Here is a 23,625-nt window from a genome sequence, read left to right on the forward strand (position 1 = left end):
GACACCCCTTTTTCTGTTGATGAAAAGAGGTGCATCCTTGAAACGTTGCTTTCCGTTCCAGGCGCACGCTTTCCGGGGGGGGCTTCCAGTTCTTGGTGCTCTCAACGCTTTGCTTTTGTTCGCAAAGCCCGTTCGATGTTACGTCGGCGCGTTTCACTCCAAGCAACGACTAGTCACATCAAACTATAAATATACAAAAAAATCGTCCAATCTCGTAAAATGGTAGTGACGAAGCTCCGTTTACGGATTCACAAGTTTATTTGCCGTCTCGACTGTCAACTTATAATAAAGACCGTACAAACATGTATAGATAGCGATACTAGTTGAAACAGGATATAAGAAATTGATATCCATTACATTTGATAGCGCAGTCAGTATCATACTGCTATGCGCGATACCGACAACGAGAGGCAAAAGAAATAAAAGAAACGTCTGTCTCACAATTAACTTCTTCACTTTCCTCCGGCTCAACCCTATCTTACGTAACATCTCATATCGTCTTCGATCCTCTGCTGCTTCCGTCAATGTTTTAAAATAGATGACACTGCCCGTTGCTACCAAAAAGACGAGCCCCATAAACCCGAACACAAAAATAAGCAAGCCATATATGGATTGTGCGGTTTCAAAGCTTTCTGAGAAGCTATAAAAACCTTTATTTGGTTCAAATTCTGTTGTTTGTTCCTCGTCCCATTCATAAACGGCTTTCAAATCCTTAGTCAATCGAGCAGATTCCTTCTGATCATCAATTTTGATAACCCGTGTTCCATGTATTGTCGCCCCTCTAGATAACTGCTCATACAACCTATCGCTTACGATTAGTACGGAAGGCTGTACTTCATACGAAAATAGCGACTCAACCTTATTGTGAATTATACGAATCGGCAATTCACCTTCTAAGCTCATAAGTGTTAACGTACTGCCGACATTTTCATCTTCTTTTTGCGAACCAATGAAATTCCGGCCTACCATCACTGCCTCGCCATCCCCGATCGAATCAATCGGAAGGCGACTAAGCTTTCCAGCAAGCGAATTATACGTTGATACTGGTAACACCGCGAAAGAGTCCTCGTAATACAAATAGCCGCCTGGCACTAATTCCAGTTCGCTTGCCGATCCCGGAACCATTGCATATTCAAATGTCTCATCAAAAATAACCGGATGCTCCTCATTGTTGGATAAAATCTTGGTCATTTCATCATCAATAGAACTTGACTGCACATCAAACTGATAACTGTATGGCACATGATCTTCCAATGTTTGCAACGTATTAAAGTAAATCGTATAAGCGAATCCAAACGCAACGAGCGTCATGCCATTCAAAACTGAAATAACTGTCAACAGCAGCCCATTGCTACGAAGACGGCTTTTCAATTGGGTCAAAGTTAATAAGTTCTTCCAACGGTAGTAAGCTTTTTTCCTCTTTTGCCAAAGGTGGATCAAGAAGCTAGTGCCTGAATGGAATAATAAAAAGGACCCTATTACTAAAACGATGAGGATTATAGTAAAGTTTCTACCAAAATGTTTTGACCAGCTTGTTGATTCGTATGCATGTAAAAGACTCCAATAACCAAACCCGATAAGGACGATTGCAAGCAACGCAAGCAAATAAGACGGTTTCCACTGTTTTTGAATCTTATGTTTTGCTTGAAAAAGTTCAATTAATTCAAATCGATATGCAAGAAAATACCCTTGCAGCGAAGCAATCGTCATTATGAATAAAAAAACGATTACCGTTTGAAGAATGGCTACCGGGTTCATTGAAAATTGGACAATTATGGAAATGCCCATTACTTTCAGCAAAATCATACTGAATAATGTCGAGAACAACTGCCCAAGCCCGATGCCTATCCCTAACGCCAAAAGGCTTAAGGACATATTCTCATAGAACAGCATCCGCCCGATTTCCTTTTTTGTACCACCAACTAATGAATAAAGCCCAATTTCTTGCTTCCGGTTCGTTATGAAGAACGTATTGGAATACCATACAAAAATCATGATGAACAAAGACAGTATAACGGAAACCCCTGTCAATAAAGGGCCCATCTTATCTTCCCGTCCAAATGCTTCGCCAATTTGCTCATTGTATTGCAAAGAAACGAAAGTGAAATAAATGAGGACACTAAATAGTAACGACGCGATATAAAGAAAATACTTGCGAATATTGTATTTTAAATTTTTCAGGACGACATCATATAATGTCATAACGACCGCCCCCTAAAGATGACAACGTTGTGACCAGTTGATCAAAAAACCATTTTCGGTCCTTATCTCCCTTAACGATCTCGGTAAACAACCTTCCGTCTTTCATGAAGAGGACACGATCGCAATAACTTGCCGCAAAAGCATCATGCGTCACCAATAAAATAGTCGTCGCATATTCTTGATTCATCAATTGAAATGCTGACAACAAATCCATCGAAGACTTCGAATCCAATGCCCCAGTCGGTTCATCCGCCAATACAAGTTTTGGGTTATGAATAATCGCCCGTGCGGCAGCAGTCCGCTGCTTTTGTCCGCCGGACGTTTCATATGGATACCGATCTAAAATTGATTGGATACCTAATTTCCCTGCTATTTCTTCTACTTTTAAATCTGTCGTGAAATCCACTTTGTTGGAAAATGTTAACGGCAGCAGTATATTTTCCCGAATCGTCAATGAATCAAGCAAATTGTAATCTTGGAAAACAAAACCTAAATTCGTACGCCTAAACTCAGACAGTGGTTCATCACGCAATGTAGTGATTTCTGTACCGCTAATGCGTACACTTCCCAAAGTAGGCTTATCGATTGTAGCCAAAATATTGAGCAACGTCGTTTTACCCGCTCCTGAAGGACCCATAATGCCAACAAACTCCCCTTCATGGATGCTTATATCAATCCCTTCAAGCACAGAAACTAAGTTTTTCTTTGTCCCATATACTTTTTGAATACCTGTTGCCTGCACTACGATATCCATCATACAAATCCCCCATAGCTGTTTTCATTTGTTTCCATCATACCGTGCAATGAGGTAGCCCTCCATCGATGTAACGAACAAAAACAACAACGAATCTTACAATTTTGTTCGGATTAAGAAAATTTATCAATCTCTACAATGCAATTTATACAAGCAGGGCGTTTATCTATTAAAACTGTACAAAACTGACCACATTATATTGCATAAAATTGATACTTTTAAATGGGCCACTTGCCTGTTAATGTAAGCAATGCAAGCAAAATTTAAAATTAAAAGAGGTTTGGAACGATGAACTTAATGAAAAGAGAAAGCAATGTAAAAGCTACTCCATCGAAAATAACCATTTTACAAAGTAAATCGCGCACGACAAATCCAACTTTGGACATGATTATTTCGGCAATGCTAATCGCTTTAGTATTCGTCGCTACGCTTCTTTTGAATATTAAACTTCCGATTACGGCAAATGGCGGTTTGGTCCACCTTGGAACAGCAATGCTCTTTACGGTCGCGATGTTGTTCGGCCCCAAAAAAGGGGCAATTGCCGGTGCTGTCGGAATGGGATTGTTTGATTTAATATCGGGATGGACATTATGGGCACCTTTCACGTTTTTGACACGGGGCCTGCAGGGATATATCGTTGGGAAGATTGCTTGGTCAGGCGGCCGCAATGGAGGCAGTTTTACGTTCAATCTGTTGGCGACTATCACTTCGGTTCCATTCATGTTAGCTGGTTACTATATTTGTGAAAGGATTCTGTTCGGAAATTGGGCTGTACCTGCTGCATCCATTCCGGGAAATTTAGTGCAAAATATCGTTGGAATTTTAGTGGCCATTCCTGTTTGCGCTGCGCTTAAAAGGATTCCTCTTTTTAGAAGATAATGGATTGAGTGTTTGTGTATAACGCATTTATGACGACTACCCATTAATAATAAATGTATCTAATTATAGAAAACCCATTATAGAGGTTTTCTTTTTTTATATCCAATTGTAGCGCAAAACTTGATTTGTTTACTGACAGGCACCCAAATTATAATTAGGACTTCACAAACTGGACAGATTGCAAAAGCAATTTCCAACACATGACCGCGATAAACAATAGGAGAATGCTGAACAATATGGAAACCGGGATGCTTAAAATGGTTGGCACTGAACCATAATCCCAAATATCCATCCGGAAACCGACACCAAATGTTCTTGCAACCCCGCCTATGAACGAAATGACTGCACATAAGGTCAGTCCAACCGATAGGGATTTCATATCGGGATGGAAGTATACAACTGATCAATGTCTTTATCATTTAAATAACGGTTTGAAAGTCGCAAGAGAATAAACAAGAAAGGGTGTGTTTACATGGGTTCAAAAATATCTTTAGGTTGGGTAAGTACTACTAATGATTTAAACAATGAATATACTATTTTAATGAATAATTTAAAACATCTTGGGGTTAATATTGATTGTGTGAAATTTTCAAGTGATAATTCTGGGGTTCATTGGAATGTAGTGGATGATTATAGAACGTATTCCAATAAAGATTTTCTATCAACCTTGAAGGAATTTCACTTTTTAGAAATTCCAATTTCTAATTTTCCTTTTGGGAAACTAACTATTGAAGCTGTAATTACATTAAAAGTAACAAATAAGTATTTTGGATACTTATTTGAAATGGAAGAAGACTCGATTATCAGTAGTTATAACATTAAGGAATTAGAGACTGCCGAAGATATCATAATTCAATATTTGAAATTTATTTTCAAGAATTTTAATGTAGATTATGCTTTTTCTGATCAAGAAGCCGAAATAGAATTTTCACCCGAGGAATTTAAACACTTACAGAGACCCTATTATGCAATAGAAGCGAAACATGACCATGATGGAAAAGTAAAGATTACAAAAGCCAATTGGTATATTAATGGGTTAACTGAACGCTTAAACTAATTATATAATTTTTTTGAGGATTCAAGAAACGTGTGTAAAGCAAATGAAATTTATAAGAAATAGCATTATTAGAGTGGTTGCAGCTGCTCTTTTTATTTTGTCTTTTCCCTTTGTTTTACGGGATAATACAAGCCTGTTATAAATGTTTTATACAATTGTAAAGTTGACAATTCCATTCTTTTTCATGATGTTGAAGAATCGATATGGAAGTATTGTCAATATGAGTTGTAGGAAACTTTTCTGGCAGCAAATGCTGCAAAGTAAGTCCTATTAGAGCACCGTGGCTTACAACAAGGATGCTCTTCCCTTCGTATCGAATCGCAACGTCTTCTAAAAACCCAATCCCTCTTTGGGCTACCGTTTCAAATTTTTCCATGCCAAGATCTGCTTCACGCCAGGCTTTTCCCCACCGAATCACTCTTTCGTCTTCAGTCGTCCCTTCAATTTCACCGCAATCTATTTCTCTTATTCTTTGATCAACAGTGATGGGCAACCCCATCCTACTTCCAATAATCTTTGCCGTTTCTTTTGCCCTTAATAGATCACTCGAAATGATGATGTCCCATTCTTCATTTGCAAGTCGTTCTCCGATTTTAACTGCTTGTTGTATGCCCTGTTCATTTAAAGGAATGTCAGATATCCCTTGTGCTCTTCCAAGATAGTTCCATTCAGTTAGACCGTGTCTAATAAGCCCTATTTTTGTCATGATACTTCCTCCACTCGTATTCCAAAATGCTATACAACAATGAATCCCGCCAACCGTCTTTTACGAGTAAGTTCTCGCGAATTTTTCCTTCTAACGTCATCCCGACTTTCTCCAATACTTTAGATGAACCGATATTTCTCGGATCACAAGTCGCATATATCCGATGAAGCGATAGTGCGCTAAAACCATAATCAAGCAATTGGTTCGCTACATCTGTCGCGATGCCTTTTCCCCAATAATCAGGATGGATTATATAGCCTATTTCACCGCTTCTATTCGTAGCATCTCTTATATTAATCTCCCCGGCTCCAATCATCTGTCCATCCTCTTTAGTGATCACAGCAAAGACAAATCTTATTCTTGGCTCTTTAGAGGCATCTTTCATAACCTGTTCCACAAAACCTTTAGACTCTTCCTCCGAATTCGGTCCCCAAGGCTGGTATCGGCAAACGATCTCTTGTGACGCATATCTATGAACACCCAACCAGTCTTCTTTTGTAAATTCTCTTAGGATTACTCTTTCATTTTCAAATGAAAAGTTTGTGTGCAACATTATCAGCCCTATCTTTCTAACTTCACTTTATTTTCTGATCTAATTGTATCAAAAACGCTTGCACCTTGAGGAAGACCTTCAAAATATAACAAAAAATTTCTTTGTGCATGTTGCGCTATTACGATAATATTGGAATATTACCATTCATACGGCGTTGATGGGTCTGGGGAGATGCTCATTTATATGGAAGCTACCGGGTGGTTTTGGTGGAATGATCACTGTTGGTTTCCTCTATGTTGCTTCAAAGGTGAAGCAGTACGTGAAACAACACTCCAGAAAAAAGGGGATTCTACAATGAAAAAAGCAGACAGTACGCCATAATGCACTGTCTGCTTTCATTTGACTCATTAAAGCATTGCCCCCGAATAAAACGAGCTTGGCAGCTGATCAAAGTCATAGTCTTTCAATTCTTTTAATGTAATATTTGCATGGGCACCTTCATGCACCATTAGATTGCTGTTTTCTCCTACATGGATTAAGATGACGGGCTTGTCTGTCGCATAGGCGTAACCAAGCTCCCACGCCGTTCCGCTGTCTGAATAGTTTCCATGATAAATTCCTACGACAACCTCTGCCCATTTAATATGTTTGATATCGTCCATGAATGTCTCAATCGACCATTGACGGGAACCCATCTCTGCATCTGCTGAATGTCTGAACGGTGAAAATACTTTCAATCCTTTTTCGTCTAACATCATCTCAACCTGTTCCAAATAGCCTATCTCTTTGTCATTAAAAAACGGGCTTGCCAAATATACTCGTTTCATTCCTATTGCCTCCTTATTGCCTTCCACCTTATTATTTCCAAAGCTGTTTTTCTTAACAGTACCTACAGCAACTCTTCCGAAAGCAAAGTAAATCCTTCAATGACCGTGTCTTCTTCTACTTCAATCAATAGACAGCGCTTGCCGTTAACTGTGACTTGCCTCACATATCGTAAGTCTTGTGGGCTAATGGCGATGTTCGCAACTTTCGTTTCGATTTTAATCGATTTCGACGCATAGCTTGGTACAATATGGGCTGCTTTCATTTCATACGTCTCATCCTCGACAACTTTTTGGAATGCTCTTTCCACCTTTGCTGAATCTACGTCCTCTATGCCGCTCGCCTTTAGTACACGAGTTACTTCTTTCGTGTCCAAAGTCGGCACAGTTTCCTCTGCCTCTTCCTCATCGTCCAATTCCATCATACGTTGAATTTCATCATAAACGCTTGCAAGAGTTTTCGTATTCATTTCTTCACCGACGACTGATTTTACAATCTCTTCAAAGACAACCTTATCTTCCTCAGCAGTCATAATTTCCTCTCCGTCCAATACATTCTCGATGAAATGGAAATCTGGCTTATTCGCTTTGCCAGCAGCATACAAAACGTGATTCACGTCTGCTGCATTATCCGTAAAGCAGGGGAATAAAAACCCGCCAATCGGCGATGTAAGGTTAATGATTGGATCACCGATAAATCTCGATTTAAATTCCTTTTCAACGAAGTCAAAGACGAGCGAACGCTTCGGCTGTTCCGTCTGGTTCAAGCTGCAAAGAATAAAAGGCGTCGTAAACACTTCATCCCGTTCAGCCACCTCCGACTCTTCGCTATGCCGTTTCGTCGGCTTATAATAATTTCCTCGAATGAACGTCACGACAATATCCTTTTCATATTGAACGTCTTGCACCATCTTTTGGGCGATGCGCTGCATATCTGCCTTCCATTCCTCTACATTTTCTGTATGCAGCCCTTCATAAAGGATCGTTTGCGTCGTTTCCGTTCGCTCATCTGCTTCAGACCGGAATCTCACTTCAAACAGCTTTACATCTAATTTTCCGCCCAACACTTTTTTGAAATTGGCAAGAAACAGCTCTTGCTGCTCGCGGTCCAACATAGCAAATGGCTGGCTAACTTCATGGTAGATCTCATTGCTTTCCTGCCGTATATAAACGTTATAAATGTTTTTAACCGTCAATAAATCTGTATCTAATTTGAAATGCTTACGTATATCCGCAATTGCTTTTTTATTCATCTATTATCCCCACTCCTTGGCTACTATGATCTGTCATATTAAAAAAGAGCGTCAAATTCATTGATCTTGAGACACTCCTTTATTATAACAATGATTAAGCTCAGAGCAGGAACACTATTAATTTTGAAAAGTAATGATCATCTTTGGATTACTCTATCTCATATGATGAAGCACCGCAGAGATCACCTTCCTTTTCGTTACAGCAGCACATTTCCAATCTATGCATCGCTATTCTACAATACAAGATAGTACCATAACATTTTTCCGAAATGAGGGATTTATAAATGATGTGCGGTTCTAAATGCTTTCTCGTTGAAATGAAACTGAAAGGTTCGATACAGATTATGCAAGTTACAGCAAGAAACGCCATTGGGGCAAGAAAAGTCATCAGGGGAGAGTATGGCATTGAGGCACACATTCTTTCAGTAAAAGAGGAGAAGCGAAACTACTAATTGTATTGCCTACATACACAGCTGTAAGATATATGCAAATACTTATGCATAATTGAATATTTTTTGTATAGCTATTCACTTATAGGTGCAAAATGAAGTACGATAGATAAGGAATTCAAGTTTGTAATCTTCGTTTGATAAGAAGAATGGAAACGTAAAAGGGTTAAACGTTTGTGTTCTTAGCCTTCCCTGCGGAAGCATCCACCGGAATGGCAATAAACAGGTAGAAAGAATGCTTGATTTCAACCAATACATACAAAAATTTGGATATGAGGAGTATTTGTTTACATGGATGTGATCATAGAGCTACTTCGGAGGAAAGAAGTAAAACGCGTTATCATTTTTGCGTTAATCATTATATTGCTATTTAGTGTAAGAAGCATGATGAATTTAATCTTGCTTACTTTTATTTTTTCATTTTTATTAAATCGACTTGTCGAGTTTACAGCTAAGGGCATTCGATTGAATCGCAAATTGATTGTTATGATGATTTATACATTCATAGTAGGTGTCTTGGCAATCGTAGTTGTAAAATATTTACCCCTTATCTCCTTTGAAATTAGCCAGTTAGTTAAGCAAATAAAGAATTTCTTTACTCACCCACAAGAAAATCCGTTGCTTGGCGTTATTGACTCTTTCATATCTGGCGATCAAATTAAAGCTTATGTCGATAACGGTGTTTCATTTTTATTAAAGTCATTTTCAGATATTAGCAAAATTAGTATTCAAGTATTCATCGCGTTAATCTTAAGCTTGTTTTTCCTTTTAGAGAAACCGCGACTCATTGAATTTACGAGTAAATTTAAAAACAGTAAGATTGCTCCGTTCTATTATGAAATTGAGTTTTTTGGAAAAAAGTTTTCCCGTACGTTTGGTAAAGTAATCGAGGCACAGTTCATCATTGCCTTAGTAAATACATTTTTGTCGGTCATTGTGTTAATGATTCTCGGCTACCCGCAAATTATCGGATTGAGCATTATGATTTTCTTCTGTGGACTGATCCCTGTTGCAGGAGTGATCATTTCACTGATTCCTCTTTCGATTATCGGTTTTACAATTGGAGGCTATTTGACAGTCGTCTATTTGCTCATCGCAATTACGGTCATCCATGCGATTGAAGCGTACATATTAAATCCTAAGCTAATGTCATCTAAAACGGATCTCCCCGTCTTTTACACATTTGTCGTACTCATCTTTTCGCAAAACTTCTTTGGTGTCTGGGGACTGATCATCGGAATTCCTGTCTTCGTGTTCTTGCTCGACATATTAGACGTGACCGATAAAGAACCTCAACAAACAATAGCAACTTCAAAAGACAAGTTGGACGGATAACATCCAACTTGTCTTTTTTATTGAAAGCTATAAGTGTATACAAATTACTCTTCAACTTTCTCCTGAACGGCCTTCAACTGCTGCTTCATTCTGTTTAACTGCTCCTTGTTTTGCTCTACGGTATCCATATGCTCATTGTGCTGTTCGGCATTTGAAAGAGCATTTTCTGCACGTGATATCGAATTGAATGCATGCTCTACTGCCATCTCTTCAGGATGTGACATCGCTTGTTTCACGGAACGAGTTGCCTTTTGGACCGAGTTGCCCAAAAAAGTATTAGGATGCTCTTTCTTCCAGCTTGGTTTTGAATCCTTTGCCATGTTTTTCCCTCCAGCCAATCATTTTTAAAGCAATTCTAGTATCGTAAAAAGTCCTGTAAATATGCATGATTGGTTAGGAATGTTTATAAACAGTTCATAAGTGGTATGCAAAAAGGGAGGTGAAGGAAGGTGAACAACATGACAAAACAATGGAACTTCATTATCGGAAATAAATTGATCACGATTTTTGATAAAGATAAAAAAAGCGCTGAAAAAAAAGCCTATGCGGTATACAAAGAACTTAAAAATGAAGTGAGCTAAAAACACCAGCCATGTGAAGGGGCTGGTGTTTTATATTTTTTTAAAGTGAAGTAGTAGTAATTTTGTTTAGAAGACTATGCTCCGGGTATTTATACAAAGATATAAAGTACCTCTCAATGGGTTGTGTCGCCATGTTTGGAGTAGCTGACCTTATATCTCTCATAATATCTGCATTCATCATTTTGCCTGTCGTCGTATTCTTGCGGGAGATGGGTTATTTGATCGTAAGCTATCTTTTCGGTGTTGTAAAACCAAGAATCACAATTGGTTCTGGACCGCGGATCATTAAATTTGGCATGATAGATATTCGAAAATATTATCATATGTATAGTTGGTTTTCGTATGATGCAATCAAGCGGAAAAGCAATTTCGCTTATATATGCATTTATGCTGGACCTATTTTAATGAATCTTTCCATTGCTCTATTGATCAATTTCTTGCTTGCGAATGGCTGGATGGAGGAGTATAAGACATTTTGGGATCGTTTTATTTTCTATGCCTTTTATTATGTTTTATTTGACATCGTGCCGATGATGACCATTAACGGTAAACCGAATAACGGAATGATCATCTATGAGATGATCCGATATGGCAAACGCATTGATTACAATACCGAGCCATTCATCCCTTCCACTTCTGAAGTCGAGGAAGAATATCGGGAACATATGATGGAAATAAAGAAAATCGAAGAAGAACGCGAAGAAGAGAAATAGTAACTCATATTCAAAAAAAGCCGTGCGCAGATGAGCACGGCTTTTTTGAATATGTACAATCGCTCAATCATCTATCTCTATTTCTTCACCCGATAGTTCCATTAATCGCTCTATGGCAATTTTTATCGCATTTCCTTCCGGATCAATTAATGACAAGCCTTGTTTCATGGGGCTCCAATACTTATAAGAGTAGTCATCCTCCCACTCAATCCATCTATAAACCATTACCGTAAAAAGCTGATCCGGTCTTTTAATAATTTCTACTTTAAACTTTCGGTTTGGTGACATAATCACTTTTATTACATCTGCCATCTTTACACTACCTTGTTTCTTAATCATGATCAACCCGTATATTGACAAATTGCACAAGCTGGCGATTTAAATAGTCTGCACTGTAAGAAAAATCTTTTTGATACCATCCTATAATAATTCCAATAATGGCATTGGCTTGATAATCACAAAAAAGCTCATGATTGATTCCTTCCTTGACAAAAGCTTCCTCATCTTGAAACAATAGACGTTTAATTTCCTCAAATAATAAATAATAGTACATTAACGGCACTTTCTTTGAAAAAACAATCCGATAAAAATGTTTATACTTTTCAATGTGATGGAAAATACGAATTGTATCCGGATTTAACTCACTCGTTTTCAAAACTGATACATGGCGGTAAGGTTCTTGATAAGAACGTGCTAAATCTGCAGTAATTTCCTTAAAATACTCTTCAAATAGATCTTCCACCTTCGTATAGTGCAAATAAAAAGTGCCTCTATTCACTTTTGCCCGCCTACATATTTCCGTTATAGAAATTGCATCTAAGCTCTTTTCATCCAATATGTCTAATAACGCATTATGCAATGCCTCTTTCGTTTTCACTATGCGCAAATCCGTACGCATCATTTATCACCTCTTACTGAACAGTATTTTTGTTTTTGTCTATTAATGAACAAATACCGTGTTTTTGATTATTGCAACAACTCTATACTACTACTATAATTTTTATTGAACAATTGTTTATTATAATTAAGGAGGCTGATTGGAAATGAGACTTGAAGGAAAAGTTGCAATCGTTACTGGCGCGGCATCTGGCATGGGGAAAGCAATTGCAGAAGGTTATGCGAAGGAAGGCGCAAAAGTCGTTGTTTCAGACATTAACTTGGACGGTGCACAAGCAGTAGCAGATACATTAAAAGCTGCTGGTGCTGAAGCGATTGCGCTTCAAACAAATGTTGCTTCTGAAGAGGATGTACAGCGTTTATTTGACGAAACAAAAGGGGCTTTTGGAAAATTGGACATCCTTGTGAATAATGCTGGCATTATGGACGGCATGGAGCCTGTCGGTGAAGTTTCAGATGAACGTTGGGAAAAAGTATTCGCTGTCAACACAACTGCCGTCATGAAATCAATGCGCATCGCAGTGAACCTTTTCCTCCAACAAGGACATGGCACAATCGTCAACAACATCTCTGCAGGTGGATTGTACGGTGCACGCGCTGGAGCTGCTTACACAGCATCTAAGCATGCAGTCGTCGGATTAACGAAAAACACGGCATTCATGTATGCTGACAAAAACATCCGTTGCAACGGTATCGCACCAGGAGCGGTCATCACGAACATCAGCTCTTCCATGACGAATATAAGCGAAATGGGCGCAAGCCGCCAAGCATTAGGTATGGCCATTAACCCTCGCGCTGGACAACCTGAGGAAATTGCACAATTAGCGATCTTCTTAGGCTCTGATGAATCAAGCTTCGTAAATGGACAAGTAATTGCAATTGATGGAGGCTGGACAGCTTATTAACATTTATAGTTGAAGCATATTGTCTCCTATAACTGACAGGAATGAGTTGTAAAGACAAGGCACAACTTCGGTATTTACTAAACGAAATTGCGCCTTGCTTTAGATTTCTGTAGCCTCAAGTATATTGCATGATTTTCCTTGCACCGATAAAAATTGATGTGCTTAAAGCAAACGGCATCGTCAATGCTGGCAATCCATACGGCAATAGAATTGTATCAACGCTTGCGATTAGCAACACCGTTAAAATTGAGCCGATCGTTGCAGTGAGAGGCGCCATCCAGCTCTCTCCTCCCCGAAATACGACCCCAACTGCTAACGCTGTTAAAATGGCATTATAACCGTAAAGCCCTGCGTCTATTAGAGAATGTTCTGCACCGAGGATATAGGCGGTAACCATAGCTACAAAGTTTCCGACAAGTGCGTACATCCCAAATTTTAACCCCGCAAAGAATATTCCTATAAAAATTAACAATCCAGCGATAATACCTTGTAGAAAAAATATTTGACCAGCTCCGTCAATGAAAGCGCTCAGCCAATCAATATTCCCTTCGATTTTCAACTTCCAATGCGATAAATCTTGTGGTACTAAACCATCGGTCAGTTTAAGTGATTCGAGACGATAAGAGGATAACATTATGAGCCATGTCGTCACAATGTACGGAAATGTTAAAGTCGGCATGCCGGTAGGCTCTAAAAGTGTGAGCACCGATGCAGTAAAGGCAGCTGTAATCAATGCCCCAAATAATGCAATCCCCCAGCTTGCAGGTCCTTCTAAGAATAAATGAACCGCCATCCCTGTCAGCATCGGATTATAACCGTACAAACCTTGTGACACACTTACAGGATCACCGCCGCCCACTCGTCCGACAAGTGTCCCGATTGCCACCGAAAGAAACGCGATCAAGCCTAACTGAAAAGAGGTAATCGTAATGGCTGCCAATATGAACAAACCCGTCACCCAATTTTCAATGAGAACTACTTGAGAGATGCCTTTCATCGTTGCGACAAGAAAAGGAACAACCTTCCCATTCCCTTCCGTAACTCCACTTCTCACTTTCAATCCTCTCCCTCATTCCCTCGATACGTTCAACATACCCTCCTTTGATTTTTGGTATTCTTTCCGACTGAACTAAAAAGAAATAAAAACAAATCATTCATGAGCTTCCACTTCCAAAATGCATAAAAACTTCCCTTCAACAAATAAATCATACAGCAACATATAAACCTATCAATTTAGCGCATAAGACCGTTTAGGACGCATAATCCGTTCAAAAAACATATAACTGCCTATAAAACATATAACTACTTCGGAATAGCGCATAAACAATTTTTATTTTCACAGAAAAACGCCCCAATCAATGACAATTAAGTTTTTTAAATCATTTTTTCGAAATATTCACTCCAAGTTATTGACAATAAAAATACCCGCCCCTAAGCAGGAACGAGTTTGCGCTTGCCTTATTCCCCATATTCAAGTTCTACTTTTCCCATCAACGGAACTAAGAACTCACTCGATTGGACTACGCTCTTCCTTACATCCAATCATCAGCAAAACGAAAAGCCTTAACAATTTACAGTTAGCTTTGCTGCTATGTAAGGATTTCAATCCAATAACCGCCGTAACATTATCTTTCTGGTCGAAGATTCTTTTCAATCTTGATTGAGTGTGATATTCATTGTTAAGTGTTTTGGATTCAATGATTTTCAACATTACCTCAAACTAACATGCAATTCCTTAAGTATTTCCCCGATTTTTCGGCCATGTACTGTTTCATCCGCATACAAATCCAATTCCGTTGGCTCCATATTTACAATTGTGAGATGAGCGCCATTTTGCTTTGCTATCAATGGAAACTGGTTGGCAGGAGTTACCGTTAATGATGAACCGAATACGATGAACAGATCAGCCTTTTCACTTTCTTCCGCAGCCTTTAATAGGGCTTCTTCCGGCAACATTTCCCCAAAAAGCACAACAGAAGGTCGAAGCTTGCCGCCGCACTCACATTGATATTGTTCATTGACGTATTTATCATTGTTATATTCTTTCCCACACGACTGGCAATGGACTTTTTGGAGTGTCCCATGAAGCTCAACGACGTTCTTGCTTCCCGCTTCTTGATGGAACCCGTCTACGTTTTGCGTAATAATACTTTGAATTAAACCTTCCCTTTCCCATTTGGCTAAAATTTCATGACCTCCATGAGGCTTACAGCTTTGCAGCCCAATGACACGGTGCCGATAGAACTCAAAAAACTTTTCAACGTTCCGGTTCAGCGCGTCCGTGCTGGCAATCGCGCTTGGATCTTCTTTTGCCCAAAGACCTCCCGAAGAACGGAAATCCGGAAGCCCGCTCTCGGTTGACATGCCAGCCCCTGTCAAAACAACGGTATAATTCGATTCCTTCAATTTCTCAAGCAACAACGTTATCAGTGCCCCTTTCTGTATAGTTAAGTTTAGCATGAATTTTTTCATCGTATGTCCTTTTATTGTGTTTTGAGTGAACGTATATCTGGGCAGAATATGTGCAACCTGTCTTGCAGTTTTCCCAAGACTTCTACCGGTATCTTTCTAACTTCAATATCACTCCCTAAGAAAAGCAACCAATTGATTATTTCGTCCATTTCTTCGGGGCTATGAATATTGATAATAGCCTCTATAATGGCAGTCGTTTGGTAAGGATTCGTATAGGAAATTGAAATCTGTAAAGGATGGTATTTTTTGAACTGGGCAATTGCCTTTGGACCAAGTTGGACGATAAGATTCTTCATTTCTTCTTGCTTGCGAAGGTTTTCTAATATCTTTTTCCTACTTAACTTCTTTTTCACTGTGTATGATTGAACATCGATGAGATTGTCCACTAAGACAATCCTTCTTTTTTGATCCTTTACATCAAAGCCTTCGATTAGCCAGAGACCTTTTTCATGATAAAGGTGCAAAAGGTAAATTGGATATGATTTAATCACTTCATCTTCCCGAATCGTTAATAATAAATAGCTGTCCGAAAGAAGGAGTTGGATTAGTTTTTCTAACATCGGATGCGGAAGATCTGACAGTTCAAGCAAGTCGGGATTATTCGGATTGGTTCCTTCAAAAAGCAAAATTTGATTTAGCAGAACAAGGTCATCTTGTTGGTTTTCTGAAATAAGTCCTAATAATTTTTCAGCTAAAGACTGACGGCTTTTTAAATAAGGGAGTTGTTTATTTCTTGTAGCCATAAAGGCAATAAAAAGCGCTTTAACCTCACTATCGGTAAATCGGACAGCAGGCAGAACCGAGTTGCTCATGACAAAATAGCCCCCATCCCGTCCTACTTCAGCAACAAGAGGCATTCCCATCGCTTCGATTTCTCGAATATCTCGAATAGCAGTTGAACGAGAAATCGTAAATTCCCGCATAAGCTCAGAAATTGTAAAGTGGGCACGGTTGTTCATATACCGCATCATAATATTAATCCGTTCAACCTTTTTCATGGGAAGCCTCCTAAACAGTATCATTTTTTGACATAGTTACACGTTATTATAAACTCATCAAATGAAATGGCAAATCATTTGAACATCATAAAAGAAGGAGTGTTACACATGGCGGAATATACAATTGAAGAAAAAGACAGCTTTACTGTATTAGGCATTGGAGTCGAGCTAAAAAGCGATTACACAGATTACGCAGGTATTAATCAAGAAAAGGCAGACTTTTGGCAGACGATTAGTGAAGATGGTACGCTTGACGCTTTAAAAGCGATTGCGACAAATGACTACATTTTTACCGTAAACGAAGCAGTGAACAACAAGATGATGCATTATGCTGGTGTCCAAACAGAAGAATCGATTCCTGAAGCAACCAGATTGATCCAGTTTCCTAAAGGGGAATATGTAGTTGTAAAAGGTGAAGGAAAGACATCTCAAGAGTTAAGCAATACGCTTACCGGCATCGCCTTTGGCCAAGTATTGCCTGCAGAAAAGAATGTTGCCTATGTCGGCGGTCCGAATACAACAGTTGAAATGGGACAAAGAAACGGTCTTTTATTCGGTGAAATGTGGATTCCTGTCGTTAGAAAATAGGAACAGGAGTGAAGGAAATGCCTTATATTGTTGATTTTAAAAATGTGTCAACAGCGGGTTTAGAATCTTCACCTGTTGCAGAGGCACTTGCTGGTTTGCGTGCCAATGAAGCCCGATATTTCATGAACAAATATAAGCATGAATTTACAGTCGTTCAAGCTAGCGAAAGCGATGCGACCATCGATTATGTGAACCGGATTTTGAAAGAAGAACGCGATCTTCAATTTACAGCAAAACCTTTGGAAACATCCCGTTTCCAAGTGGAAAATATCCAATGGGCTTTCATCTTTTATGAGGATGGCCTTGAGGTTAACGTAATGTATACCGTCGATAACCCTAAGAAGCGGGCTGTTGGTTTTAAACTTTCCGAAGGGATGGATGTTCCAAAGGAATTAGAAGGGAAATTCAAATTCGCTAGGCAGAAATCCAAACTCGCCGGAACAATTCGAGGCTCGTTTTTCGTCATTAAAGGAGAATATTAACGCTTGAGGAAACGGATTTGTTAATTCCATAGGGTGGCTCTTGAACTTCATTAGAGTCATCTTTTTTGCTTTCAATCTATACAATCAAAAAAACAGCACCTTCCACTAATTGGGGGTGCTTCAGCTTGTTGACAGACGCTCGCATACTACGTTGGGGCCAGCAGGACGCTGGTCATGCAACCGTTGCTGCAGGATGCAGCGGGTTTAGGTTGCCTTTCCTTCGCCCGTCCCCTCATGAACCTTACGTTCGATTCGGGTCTTCGCTCGACTTCACGCGGGCCTGCACGATGCAGGTCATGCAGTCAATCGAACTGCGAAGAGTTCAATTTGCCGTATTTACGCGCTCTTTGCGGAAATTAAGGCACTGCGGAAGTCGCGCACTTAGACTTCCGCGTGGCAAGCGTTTTCAAGCCAAGCTGGGCAAACATCTATCTCATAACTAAAAACCTAAAAAAATGTGCATTTTTTCTATGGTCACTTCAATTTTTAACCTTTTTTGCTCTTATAATTAAGAATGAAGGTCGACGAATTTCTTTATGAAGACTTGGTAAATTACTGACTGCTTCTTTAGTCGGTATTGGCTCAATAACTTTTTCAATTTGTAAACCATTTTCAATAAGCGTATTTAGGATAGTAGACATTGTACGGTGATACATTATAACATTATCAACTATCCAATTTTGAGTACGCAGTCCTTCATTTTGATAATTATCGACTGCAAAATGAAGTAGGTTACCTTCTTCATTTGTGATCCAACTTTCATTTCCCTTATTTGCTGTTACAATCGGGTGCTCTAAAGAAAATAATAAAATTCCTTCTTCACATAATGCCATACTTATCTTCTTAACAAGTAACTGAAAATCCGCAATATAGTGGAAAGCTAAGGAACTACTAACAAAATCAATTGTCCCGTCCAGGATTGTTAAATCCTCAAATGCAGCCTGCTCAAAGGTTAGCCCCTCATAATTATGACGCTTTTTCGCATTTGCAATCATGTTCGAAGAAATATCAATCCCAGTTACATGTTTTGCACCTTGACTAATACAATAGGCTGCAAAATCTCCCATTCCACAGCCAATATCTAAAATTACTTTATTTTTGACAGTAGGAATTAGGGTGAAAAAGTTTGGCTGCTCCAGTAAATTGTTATAATTATTTTTTCGCGCTCTTAGTTCTTTATATTTTTCAAAAAACGTATTGTTATCGTAGATATTCTGTTTCATTGTCTCCTTCATTTCCCATAACGTTATGAAGTATTTGCGCAAACTAATTATTACATTTATACAAAATTAATAATAGACTTATAATATAGTTTTTGTTAGGATGTAGATAGAGGCATGTCTTCTTTAATAACCATTTACGAAAACAATACATGAAAAGGCAGAAATCGCTTTTCACCGTATGTATCGAAGCAAGGTCTAATGCTTTTACTAATTAGTTTATTAAGTTTGTTTGCTACCGTTGACCGCACTATAGTTCGTCAATTCTACCCTCATAATACGATTTAAGAATGTCTTCTAAATAAGGTTCTGCTTCTTCAATTAAATCTTTTTCACCCTTATTCCATCTTTCCCGATGCTTATCTACTTGGAGAAAAGAGTTTGTAATCTCTGAATTGCCTTTTGTCACTTTTTCAACCATATTAATCCACTCTTCTGCTAACTCAATTGCAAGATTTGAATTTACTGGTACCCCAGCTCCTTTATACGAGACTGCCTTTATGGATATTTTTCGAAATGCATTATAAAAGTTGAAAACATGTTGTTGAGAATCAAATACATCTTCAAATATCGTTAACTGGGTCTCTGAAAAGGGATAGTCACCCCAAATGGAAATATCCACTTTATTGATGTTCCTCATGATTTTCGATAATAACTCCCAGGGAGGGGAATATCCCTCTTCAATTAACCGTTTTGAAGTGGCTACGGCATCGATTTTTCCCTGAGTCTCTTCCAATTGTGAATATAAGTAGTTTTCTTGTTTGGATAGTATATCTAATAATGATTCTTTATTGTCATTACAATTGATTTCTTCTTTTAATTGTTTAAGAGTGAAACCTAAATTACGATAAAAAGTAATTTGTTCTAATATACTCAATTCCTTATCAGTATAATAACGCCGATTGTTTTCATCCCGACCTGCAGGTTTTAATACCCCTTCATTATCATAGTATTGAATGGTACGCACTGTTAATCCTGATATGTTGGAAAGATCACTTACATAATATCGTTCCTTTTTCACACCCTAAGCTCCTTTATTGCTTCATATTTAGATCTACTTCCTGTAAAAATTCTACTATATTTTTTGCTAGTTTTTCTGGATATTCACCATTTATTGCATGAGAGGCATTTGGATACATGACCATATGACTTAATGGATTTTTCAAGTTTTCTATGCCAACATCCATCGATTCTTCTGAATGATGCATTGTCGAGTCTTCAGCTAAAATCCCTAAGACGGGCATAGTTAATTCTTGCAACTGTTCTTCTGTTATTTTTTTCGGCAAAGGAAGTTTACTTTTATAGGTTCTCATACCTGTTTCAATTAACTTTCCGATAGGTTCACTTTCATCCGTTTCTGCACCACCAGCGATATAACTTAACATTTTCTCCCGAATTGATTTTGGCACAGCTGGTATAGAAGCCGGAATGGAGGCTATGATCATTTTTAAAGGGATGGGTCCAAAAACGTAGACTGGGTCAATCAATGTCAAAGATGCAATTTTTTCTGATTTGAATAATGTGACATATACTGCACTCCACCCACCAAAGGATAAACCCAATAAATGAATCGTTTCTTCTGGCAATTGTTCAATTACGTCGTTTAACCAAACAGCTTGATCGGTAGCGGTTACTATACTTTTGGTTTGAACACTTAATCCGGGTTCTCCTAATAGATCGATTGTGTATACAGGCCGATCTTTCATAAGATCTTTCAAATTTGGTTCCCACATTGGTGTAGAAGCTGACTTTCCTGGTAACAGCAATAATGGTGTTTTTGATTCTGTTCCTTCTTCCAAAAATTTATAAACCTTCACCTCGCCGAATTCGGTCTCTACCAAAAACTCTTCCGTTGATTTAGGCAAATCTTCCATAGCTGAATGGTATGCCTCAATAAACTCTCTTTTCCCTTCTTCGTCAGTAAAACCTCCCAATTTATCATCATCCCGAAACAATAATCCAACTGCAAGCAGCACAACAAACAGTATTCCCACTAAAATAGTTACGGATTTTATCAATTTCTTTTTCATAGTCTCAACTCCATAAAATATTTGCCTTTAGCATAAACTATTACGTAACGTAATACGCAAGTACGTAGTTTTTAAAGGTGAGATAAAAGCTAATGAAGTATTACAATGAAAGAGGTGAACTAAACCATTTTTTTATAACATCGAAGAATCTAGTAAAACGAATGAGGTATAGTTCAATTATCTAATGAAAAACATGCAAACCAAAAAAGCCCACCCCATTAGGTAGACCTTAATATCAAAACCTTTTACAATTTACCGTCTTAGTACTAAATGAGGTTTATAGATAGTTCTTATTTTGCTTGCGCGAACCAGACTTTTTTAAATTCATATTATACAACAAGAAAACATTCATGCCCGAATAACCGCTCTCAAGCAGTGACATCTATACTTCTTATCTTTCAAAAAAATAAAGAAGGTGGACATAATTCAGAACTCCAAGTATCTAGATTTATTGTCTAAACTCGGTATTGAGGGTGCACATCCTGGTGGTATTAATCTAACAAAGGAAATATTCAAGAGGGAGGACATAAACAGAAATTCTCACATTTTAGATGTTGGGTGCGGCACTGGCCAAACTGCTGCTTATATAGCTTACAGATATGGAGCAAAAGTAACTGGCATCGATATCAATCCAACAATGGTTGCAAAGGCTAAAATGAGAATGAAAAAAAATCAATTACCGGTAACAATAATGCAATGCTTAGTTGAGGAAATCCCTTTACCAGATAATCATTTTGATTTTATTGCTTCGGAATCTGTTCTTGCTTTTGTAAATAAGCCAATGGCCCTTAAAGAAATCTTTCGTTTATTGAAAAGTGGCGGTCGCTTCATTGCTATTGAACAAACGATTAACGGGCGACTTAAGGAAAATGAGGAAAACGAAATTAAACAATTTTATGGATTTGACTCCCTCTCTACGGAAAAAGATTGGGTGGCATTATTACAACAGGCGGGTTTTGATCGTATTCGCATAGAAGAAAATACATCCATTGAGTCAGTACCTGATATCCCTGACGCAAATGAGTTAGAAGCTGAGCTTTATGAAATTATGGATAAACATTCTGACATGATGACGAGGTATAAAGAGATATTGGGCTATCGAATTTATTCATGTACCAAATAAGTTGGGATTTCTCATTTGCTATTTCCATTCTCTTCTTGATATATCAACGTTTTATGTGGTTCTAATTAATTCTAATTAAACCTATAAAATTTGTAATACCTCTGGTTGGATTATGTATGCGATTGTAAAAGCCACTGACATTAACCCTATAATCATAAATCCAATACAATATACCCAACATGCTTTAAAAGATAAGCGTTTGATGATCTAATGTATTTGATAGAATAAAATGTTGGAAATTTTATTAATTTGAATTCTCCACCCGATAAATCCGGTCTACGCCACATTAATAAACCAATAATGAAAAAAACTAGTGAAATCACAGAAAACAGTATTGTATTCCAAAAATCCATGTTTTATTTCCCTTTCCTGTACGTAATTTTGTATATTAAAGTTGCATAAGAATGTTAGGTAAGAACCTCGTTTAGTAATGATGAGGCTTTCCATAATGTAGTTTTAGCCTAAAAATACAATGGTAAATACCCTCATTCTCGGAAGAGTTTATTATACTATAAATAATAATTAAGGAGCGGATTCATATGATGATCGTAACAACTGAGAATATTGCTAATCACCAAGTTACAGAAGTGTTAGATCCAGTATTTGGTTTAACCGTAAGAGCAAGAGGGATTGGCAAAGATATAGTTGCTTCTCTTAAGGGGTTAGTCGGTGGAGAAATCAATCAGTATACGGAAATGCTTGAAGATGCTAGAAAATAAGCAATGGATCGTATGGTGCAAAATGCTACAGCAATGGGTGCCAATGCTATTATTATGATGCGTTTTGACTCAGGTGAAATCGGTCAAAACATAAGTGAAATTGTAGCTTATGGAACAGCAGTTATTATAGAAGAGATAAATAAATGACATGGATTATAGGAATTTACAGTATCCAATTCCTTATTCTCATTGTTTTAATCATCGGATCATGGTTCATTTGGGATCATCGTTTCAAAACAAAACACGGCAGGCAAGTACCAAAAGGATTCATCCGGACAAATGAGATTTCAATTGATCCAATTACGAATAAAAGATTAGTTGTTTACTTCAATCCAGAATCTGGCGAACGTTTTTATAAAGAGGAAGATAAAAATTGAAAAAGAGCCTGTTTTTAAATAGGTTCCTTTTCAATTTTATCTGCCTTTACTTATGGTACGGTTCACCGTGGTGATTTAAGAGGCAAAAAAAGTACTGGAAACATTAATCCCTAATACTCTAAATTTATTTAATTCTGAAAATCTGAAAATATTTATGTCTTGCTGCTATATTAATAATAGAAACAATTTTTTCTATAAGAAAAACAATAATTTAATGAGAGGAGGAACACCCTTATGAGTAATGTTTATTTTGACAGAAGAATGCAAGGGCAAAATCCCGGACAAACATTAGGTCCAAATGGAGAACAGATTTATTATATTGTTTATCAAATTAATGGTCTTGGAGAGCCAGTGGCTTTTCAGGTAGATTGGGAATCACACGCCGATAGAGATTCTATCACTTTTGAAGGAACAAATCACATTGAACGAAATGGAACTCACTATTATTTAAAATAATAGGTTATTGTGTGCATATTAAGAAGCACCTATTTAGGGTGCTTCTTAAATGCCTAAGTACAGTAGGAATTTCGTTAAAAGAAGTGTACGTACTTATGGCTGCACAATTAGG

Annotated in this window: 26 protein-coding genes and 1 pseudogene; 12 read left to right on the forward strand and 15 right to left on the reverse strand. The window is 38.0% G+C overall.

What is annotated here, in order from left to right; all coding sequences use genetic code 11:
- Positions 1–240: 240 nt before the first annotated feature.
- Together ACFQ38_RS09220 and ACFQ38_RS09225 are read right to left on the reverse strand one after the other, a co-directional pair.
- Positions 241–2,202 (reverse strand): ABC transporter permease, encoded by a 1,962-nt coding sequence (locus ACFQ38_RS09220; RefSeq protein ID WP_336824011.1) that lies wholly within the window; start codon positions 2,200–2,202, stop codon positions 241–243.
- On the reverse strand, positions 2,189–2,956 hold the full coding sequence (locus ACFQ38_RS09225) for an ABC transporter ATP-binding protein (protein WP_381480497.1): 768 nt from the start codon (positions 2,954–2,956) through the stop codon (positions 2,189–2,191). Before ACFQ38_RS09225 ends, ACFQ38_RS09220 begins: the two co-directional genes overlap by 14 nt.
- 384 nt (positions 2,957–3,340) lie before the next feature.
- Between ACFQ38_RS09225 and ACFQ38_RS09230 the strand changes: the two genes are divergently transcribed.
- Positions 3,341–3,835 (forward strand): ECF transporter S component, encoded by a 495-nt coding sequence (locus ACFQ38_RS09230; RefSeq protein ID WP_381480498.1) that lies wholly within the window; start codon positions 3,341–3,343, stop codon positions 3,833–3,835.
- 472 nt (positions 3,836–4,307) lie between these two features.
- A complete protein-coding gene (locus ACFQ38_RS09235; protein ID WP_381480472.1) occupies positions 4,308–4,892 on the forward strand; it encodes an Imm64 family immunity protein in 585 nt (194 codons plus the stop codon).
- Between the two features lie 136 nt (positions 4,893–5,028).
- Here ACFQ38_RS09235 and ACFQ38_RS09240 read toward each other — a convergent pair whose 3' ends face one another.
- The 4 genes from ACFQ38_RS09240 to ACFQ38_RS09255 all read right to left on the reverse strand — a co-directional run bounded on the left by ACFQ38_RS09240 (position 5,029) and on the right by ACFQ38_RS09255 (position 8,168).
- Complete coding sequence (locus tag ACFQ38_RS09240; protein ID WP_336824014.1) at positions 5,029–5,598, reverse strand: histidine phosphatase family protein; 570 nt, start codon at positions 5,596–5,598, stop codon at positions 5,029–5,031.
- The gene (locus tag ACFQ38_RS09245; RefSeq protein WP_381480473.1) at positions 5,576–6,151 is read right to left on the reverse strand and encodes a GNAT family N-acetyltransferase; all 576 of its coding nucleotides are present in this window, start codon (positions 6,149–6,151) and stop codon (positions 5,576–5,578) included. The genes ACFQ38_RS09240 and ACFQ38_RS09245 overlap by 23 nt, the downstream gene beginning before the upstream one ends.
- Positions 6,152–6,498: 347 nt before the next feature.
- Positions 6,499–6,918, reverse strand: coding sequence for a nucleoside 2-deoxyribosyltransferase (locus tag ACFQ38_RS09250; RefSeq protein ID WP_381480474.1), 420 nt, complete (start codon positions 6,916–6,918; stop codon positions 6,499–6,501).
- Between the two features lie 62 nt (positions 6,919–6,980).
- Positions 6,981–8,168 carry a DUF4317 domain-containing protein gene (locus tag ACFQ38_RS09255; protein ID WP_336824017.1) on the reverse strand — a complete coding sequence of 396 codons (1,188 nt, stop codon included), beginning with the start codon at positions 8,166–8,168 and terminating at the stop codon, positions 6,981–6,983.
- A gap of 740 nt (positions 8,169–8,908) precedes the next feature.
- Between ACFQ38_RS09255 and ACFQ38_RS09260 the strand changes: the two genes are divergently transcribed.
- A complete protein-coding gene (locus ACFQ38_RS09260) occupies positions 8,909–9,952 on the forward strand; it encodes an AI-2E family transporter (protein ID WP_381480475.1) in 1,044 nt (347 codons plus the stop codon).
- Between the two features lie 44 nt (positions 9,953–9,996).
- On the opposite strand, the gene ACFQ38_RS09265 is transcribed toward ACFQ38_RS09260, so the two are convergent.
- A complete protein-coding gene (locus tag ACFQ38_RS09265) occupies positions 9,997–10,272 on the reverse strand; it encodes a hypothetical protein (RefSeq protein WP_381480476.1) in 276 nt (91 codons plus the stop codon).
- Positions 10,273–10,410: 138 nt separating this feature from the next.
- Between ACFQ38_RS09265 and ACFQ38_RS09270 the strand changes: the two genes are divergently transcribed.
- Both ACFQ38_RS09270 and ACFQ38_RS09275 read left to right on the forward strand, forming a co-directional pair.
- Positions 10,411–10,533, forward strand: a complete 123-nt coding sequence (locus tag ACFQ38_RS09270) for a hypothetical protein (RefSeq protein WP_336824020.1) — start codon at positions 10,411–10,413, stop codon at positions 10,531–10,533.
- A gap of 131 nt (positions 10,534–10,664) precedes the next feature.
- Positions 10,665–11,246 (forward strand): hypothetical protein, encoded by a 582-nt coding sequence (locus ACFQ38_RS09275; protein WP_336824021.1) that lies wholly within the window; start codon positions 10,665–10,667, stop codon positions 11,244–11,246.
- Between the two features lie 63 nt (positions 11,247–11,309).
- On the opposite strand, the gene ACFQ38_RS09280 is transcribed toward ACFQ38_RS09275, so the two are convergent.
- The gene (locus ACFQ38_RS09280; protein ID WP_381480477.1) at positions 11,310–11,558 is read right to left on the reverse strand and encodes a hypothetical protein; all 249 of its coding nucleotides are present in this window, start codon (positions 11,556–11,558) and stop codon (positions 11,310–11,312) included.
- Positions 11,559–11,577: 19 nt separating this feature from the next.
- Complete coding sequence (locus ACFQ38_RS09285; protein WP_381480478.1) at positions 11,578–12,147, reverse strand: TetR/AcrR family transcriptional regulator; 570 nt, start codon at positions 12,145–12,147, stop codon at positions 11,578–11,580.
- Positions 12,148–12,289: 142 nt separating this feature from the next.
- Here ACFQ38_RS09285 and ACFQ38_RS09290 point away from each other — a divergent pair, with 142 nt between their 5' ends.
- The gene (locus ACFQ38_RS09290) at positions 12,290–13,048 is read left to right on the forward strand and encodes an SDR family oxidoreductase (RefSeq protein ID WP_381480479.1); all 759 of its coding nucleotides are present in this window, start codon (positions 12,290–12,292) and stop codon (positions 13,046–13,048) included.
- 115 nt (positions 13,049–13,163) lie between these two features.
- Here the strand turns inward: ACFQ38_RS09290 and ACFQ38_RS09295 are convergent, their stop codons facing one another.
- The 3 genes from ACFQ38_RS09295 to ACFQ38_RS09305 all read right to left on the reverse strand — a co-directional run bounded on the left by ACFQ38_RS09295 (position 13,164) and on the right by ACFQ38_RS09305 (position 16,518).
- Positions 13,164–14,102 (reverse strand): urea transporter, encoded by a 939-nt coding sequence (locus ACFQ38_RS09295; RefSeq protein ID WP_336824035.1) that lies wholly within the window; start codon positions 14,100–14,102, stop codon positions 13,164–13,166.
- A 656-nt stretch (positions 14,103–14,758) separates the two neighbouring features.
- On the reverse strand, positions 14,759–15,469 hold the full coding sequence (locus ACFQ38_RS09300; protein WP_381480500.1) for an NAD-dependent protein deacylase: 711 nt from the start codon (positions 15,467–15,469) through the stop codon (positions 14,759–14,761).
- Between the two features lie 62 nt (positions 15,470–15,531).
- Positions 15,532–16,518: a helix-turn-helix transcriptional regulator gene (locus ACFQ38_RS09305; protein ID WP_381480480.1), complete on the reverse strand. Its 987-nt coding sequence runs from the start codon at positions 16,516–16,518 to the stop codon at positions 15,532–15,534.
- A gap of 108 nt (positions 16,519–16,626) precedes the next feature.
- Here ACFQ38_RS09305 and ACFQ38_RS09310 point away from each other — a divergent pair, with 108 nt between their 5' ends.
- On the forward strand, positions 16,627–17,106 hold the full coding sequence (locus tag ACFQ38_RS09310; RefSeq protein WP_381480481.1) for a GyrI-like domain-containing protein: 480 nt from the start codon (positions 16,627–16,629) through the stop codon (positions 17,104–17,106).
- Between the two features lie 17 nt (positions 17,107–17,123).
- The gene (locus ACFQ38_RS09315) at positions 17,124–17,588 is read left to right on the forward strand and encodes a phage tail protein (protein WP_336824027.1); all 465 of its coding nucleotides are present in this window, start codon (positions 17,124–17,126) and stop codon (positions 17,586–17,588) included.
- A 479-nt stretch (positions 17,589–18,067) separates the two neighbouring features.
- On the opposite strand, the gene ACFQ38_RS09320 is transcribed toward ACFQ38_RS09315, so the two are convergent.
- The 3 genes from ACFQ38_RS09320 to ACFQ38_RS09330 all read right to left on the reverse strand — a co-directional run bounded on the left by ACFQ38_RS09320 (position 18,068) and on the right by ACFQ38_RS09330 (position 20,763).
- Positions 18,068–18,811 (reverse strand): class I SAM-dependent methyltransferase, encoded by a 744-nt coding sequence (locus ACFQ38_RS09320; protein ID WP_381480482.1) that lies wholly within the window; start codon positions 18,809–18,811, stop codon positions 18,068–18,070.
- A gap of 247 nt (positions 18,812–19,058) precedes the next feature.
- Entirely contained in the window at positions 19,059–19,829 is a 771-nt protein-coding gene (locus tag ACFQ38_RS09325; protein WP_381480483.1) for a MerR family transcriptional regulator, read from the reverse strand.
- Between the two features lie 13 nt (positions 19,830–19,842).
- Positions 19,843–20,763 (reverse strand): alpha/beta fold hydrolase, encoded by a 921-nt coding sequence (locus ACFQ38_RS09330; RefSeq protein WP_381480501.1) that lies wholly within the window; start codon positions 20,761–20,763, stop codon positions 19,843–19,845.
- 526 nt (positions 20,764–21,289) lie between these two features.
- Here ACFQ38_RS09330 and ACFQ38_RS09335 point away from each other — a divergent pair.
- The 4 genes and pseudogenes from ACFQ38_RS09335 to ACFQ38_RS09350 all read left to right on the forward strand — a co-directional run bounded on the left by ACFQ38_RS09335 (position 21,290) and on the right by ACFQ38_RS09350 (position 23,513).
- Complete coding sequence (locus tag ACFQ38_RS09335; RefSeq protein WP_381480485.1) at positions 21,290–21,961, forward strand: class I SAM-dependent methyltransferase; 672 nt, start codon at positions 21,290–21,292, stop codon at positions 21,959–21,961.
- Between the two features lie 539 nt (positions 21,962–22,500).
- A pseudogene (locus tag ACFQ38_RS09340) lies at positions 22,501–22,827 on the forward strand (YbjQ family protein).
- Positions 22,824–23,057, forward strand: a complete 234-nt coding sequence (locus ACFQ38_RS09345) for a hypothetical protein (RefSeq protein WP_381480487.1) — start codon at positions 22,824–22,826, stop codon at positions 23,055–23,057. The pseudogene ACFQ38_RS09340 and the gene ACFQ38_RS09345 overlap by 4 nt, the downstream one beginning before the upstream one ends.
- Positions 23,058–23,291: 234 nt before the next feature.
- Positions 23,292–23,513 carry a hypothetical protein gene (locus tag ACFQ38_RS09350; protein WP_381480488.1) on the forward strand — a complete coding sequence of 74 codons (222 nt, stop codon included), beginning with the start codon at positions 23,292–23,294 and terminating at the stop codon, positions 23,511–23,513.
- The last annotated feature ends 112 nt before the right edge of the window (positions 23,514–23,625 follow it).

The organism is Sporosarcina contaminans, assembly GCF_042679045.1.
Taxonomy (GTDB): domain Bacteria; phylum Bacillota; class Bacilli; order Bacillales_A; family Planococcaceae; genus Sporosarcina; species Sporosarcina contaminans.

Excerpts from the sequence above, each read along its gene's own strand:
- ACFQ38_RS09240 (WP_336824014.1), bottom strand. The coding sequence starts at position 5,598 with ATGACAAAAATAGGGCTTATTAGACACGGTCTAACTGAATGGAACTAT.
- ACFQ38_RS09345 (WP_381480487.1), top strand. The coding sequence starts at position 22,824 with ATGACATGGATTATAGGAATTTACAGTATCCAATTCCTTATTCTCATT.
- ACFQ38_RS09245 (WP_381480473.1), bottom strand. The coding sequence starts at position 6,151 with ATGTTGCACACAAACTTTTCATTTGAAAATGAAAGAGTAATCCTAAGA.
- ACFQ38_RS09255 (WP_336824017.1), bottom strand. The coding sequence starts at position 8,168 with ATGAATAAAAAAGCAATTGCGGATATACGTAAGCATTTCAAATTAGAT.
- ACFQ38_RS09230 (WP_381480498.1), top strand. The coding sequence starts at position 3,341 with ATGATTATTTCGGCAATGCTAATCGCTTTAGTATTCGTCGCTACGCTT.
- ACFQ38_RS09285 (WP_381480478.1), bottom strand. The coding sequence starts at position 12,147 with ATGATGCGTACGGATTTGCGCATAGTGAAAACGAAAGAGGCATTGCAT.
- ACFQ38_RS09275 (WP_336824021.1), top strand. The coding sequence starts at position 10,665 with ATGTTTGGAGTAGCTGACCTTATATCTCTCATAATATCTGCATTCATC.
- ACFQ38_RS09225 (WP_381480497.1), bottom strand. The coding sequence starts at position 2,956 with ATGGATATCGTAGTGCAGGCAACAGGTATTCAAAAAGTATATGGGACA.
- ACFQ38_RS09315 (WP_336824027.1), top strand. The coding sequence starts at position 17,124 with ATGCCTTATATTGTTGATTTTAAAAATGTGTCAACAGCGGGTTTAGAA.
- ACFQ38_RS09350 (WP_381480488.1), top strand. The coding sequence starts at position 23,292 with ATGAGTAATGTTTATTTTGACAGAAGAATGCAAGGGCAAAATCCCGGA.
- ACFQ38_RS09310 (WP_381480481.1), top strand. The coding sequence starts at position 16,627 with ATGGCGGAATATACAATTGAAGAAAAAGACAGCTTTACTGTATTAGGC.
- ACFQ38_RS09290 (WP_381480479.1), top strand. The coding sequence starts at position 12,290 with ATGAGACTTGAAGGAAAAGTTGCAATCGTTACTGGCGCGGCATCTGGC.
- ACFQ38_RS09280 (WP_381480477.1), bottom strand. The coding sequence starts at position 11,558 with ATGGCAGATGTAATAAAAGTGATTATGTCACCAAACCGAAAGTTTAAA.
- ACFQ38_RS09305 (WP_381480480.1), bottom strand. The coding sequence starts at position 16,518 with ATGAAAAAGGTTGAACGGATTAATATTATGATGCGGTATATGAACAAC.
- ACFQ38_RS09265 (WP_381480476.1), bottom strand. The coding sequence starts at position 10,272 with ATGGCAAAGGATTCAAAACCAAGCTGGAAGAAAGAGCATCCTAATACT.
- ACFQ38_RS09250 (WP_381480474.1), bottom strand. The coding sequence starts at position 6,918 with ATGAAACGAGTATATTTGGCAAGCCCGTTTTTTAATGACAAAGAGATA.
- ACFQ38_RS09220 (WP_336824011.1), bottom strand. The coding sequence starts at position 2,202 with ATGACATTATATGATGTCGTCCTGAAAAATTTAAAATACAATATTCGC.
- ACFQ38_RS09260 (WP_381480475.1), top strand. The coding sequence starts at position 8,909 with ATGGATGTGATCATAGAGCTACTTCGGAGGAAAGAAGTAAAACGCGTT.
- ACFQ38_RS09235 (WP_381480472.1), top strand. The coding sequence starts at position 4,308 with ATGGGTTCAAAAATATCTTTAGGTTGGGTAAGTACTACTAATGATTTA.
- ACFQ38_RS09320 (WP_381480482.1), bottom strand. The coding sequence starts at position 18,811 with ATGAAACAGAATATCTACGATAACAATACGTTTTTTGAAAAATATAAA.
- ACFQ38_RS09270 (WP_336824020.1), top strand. The coding sequence starts at position 10,411 with ATGACAAAACAATGGAACTTCATTATCGGAAATAAATTGATCACGATT.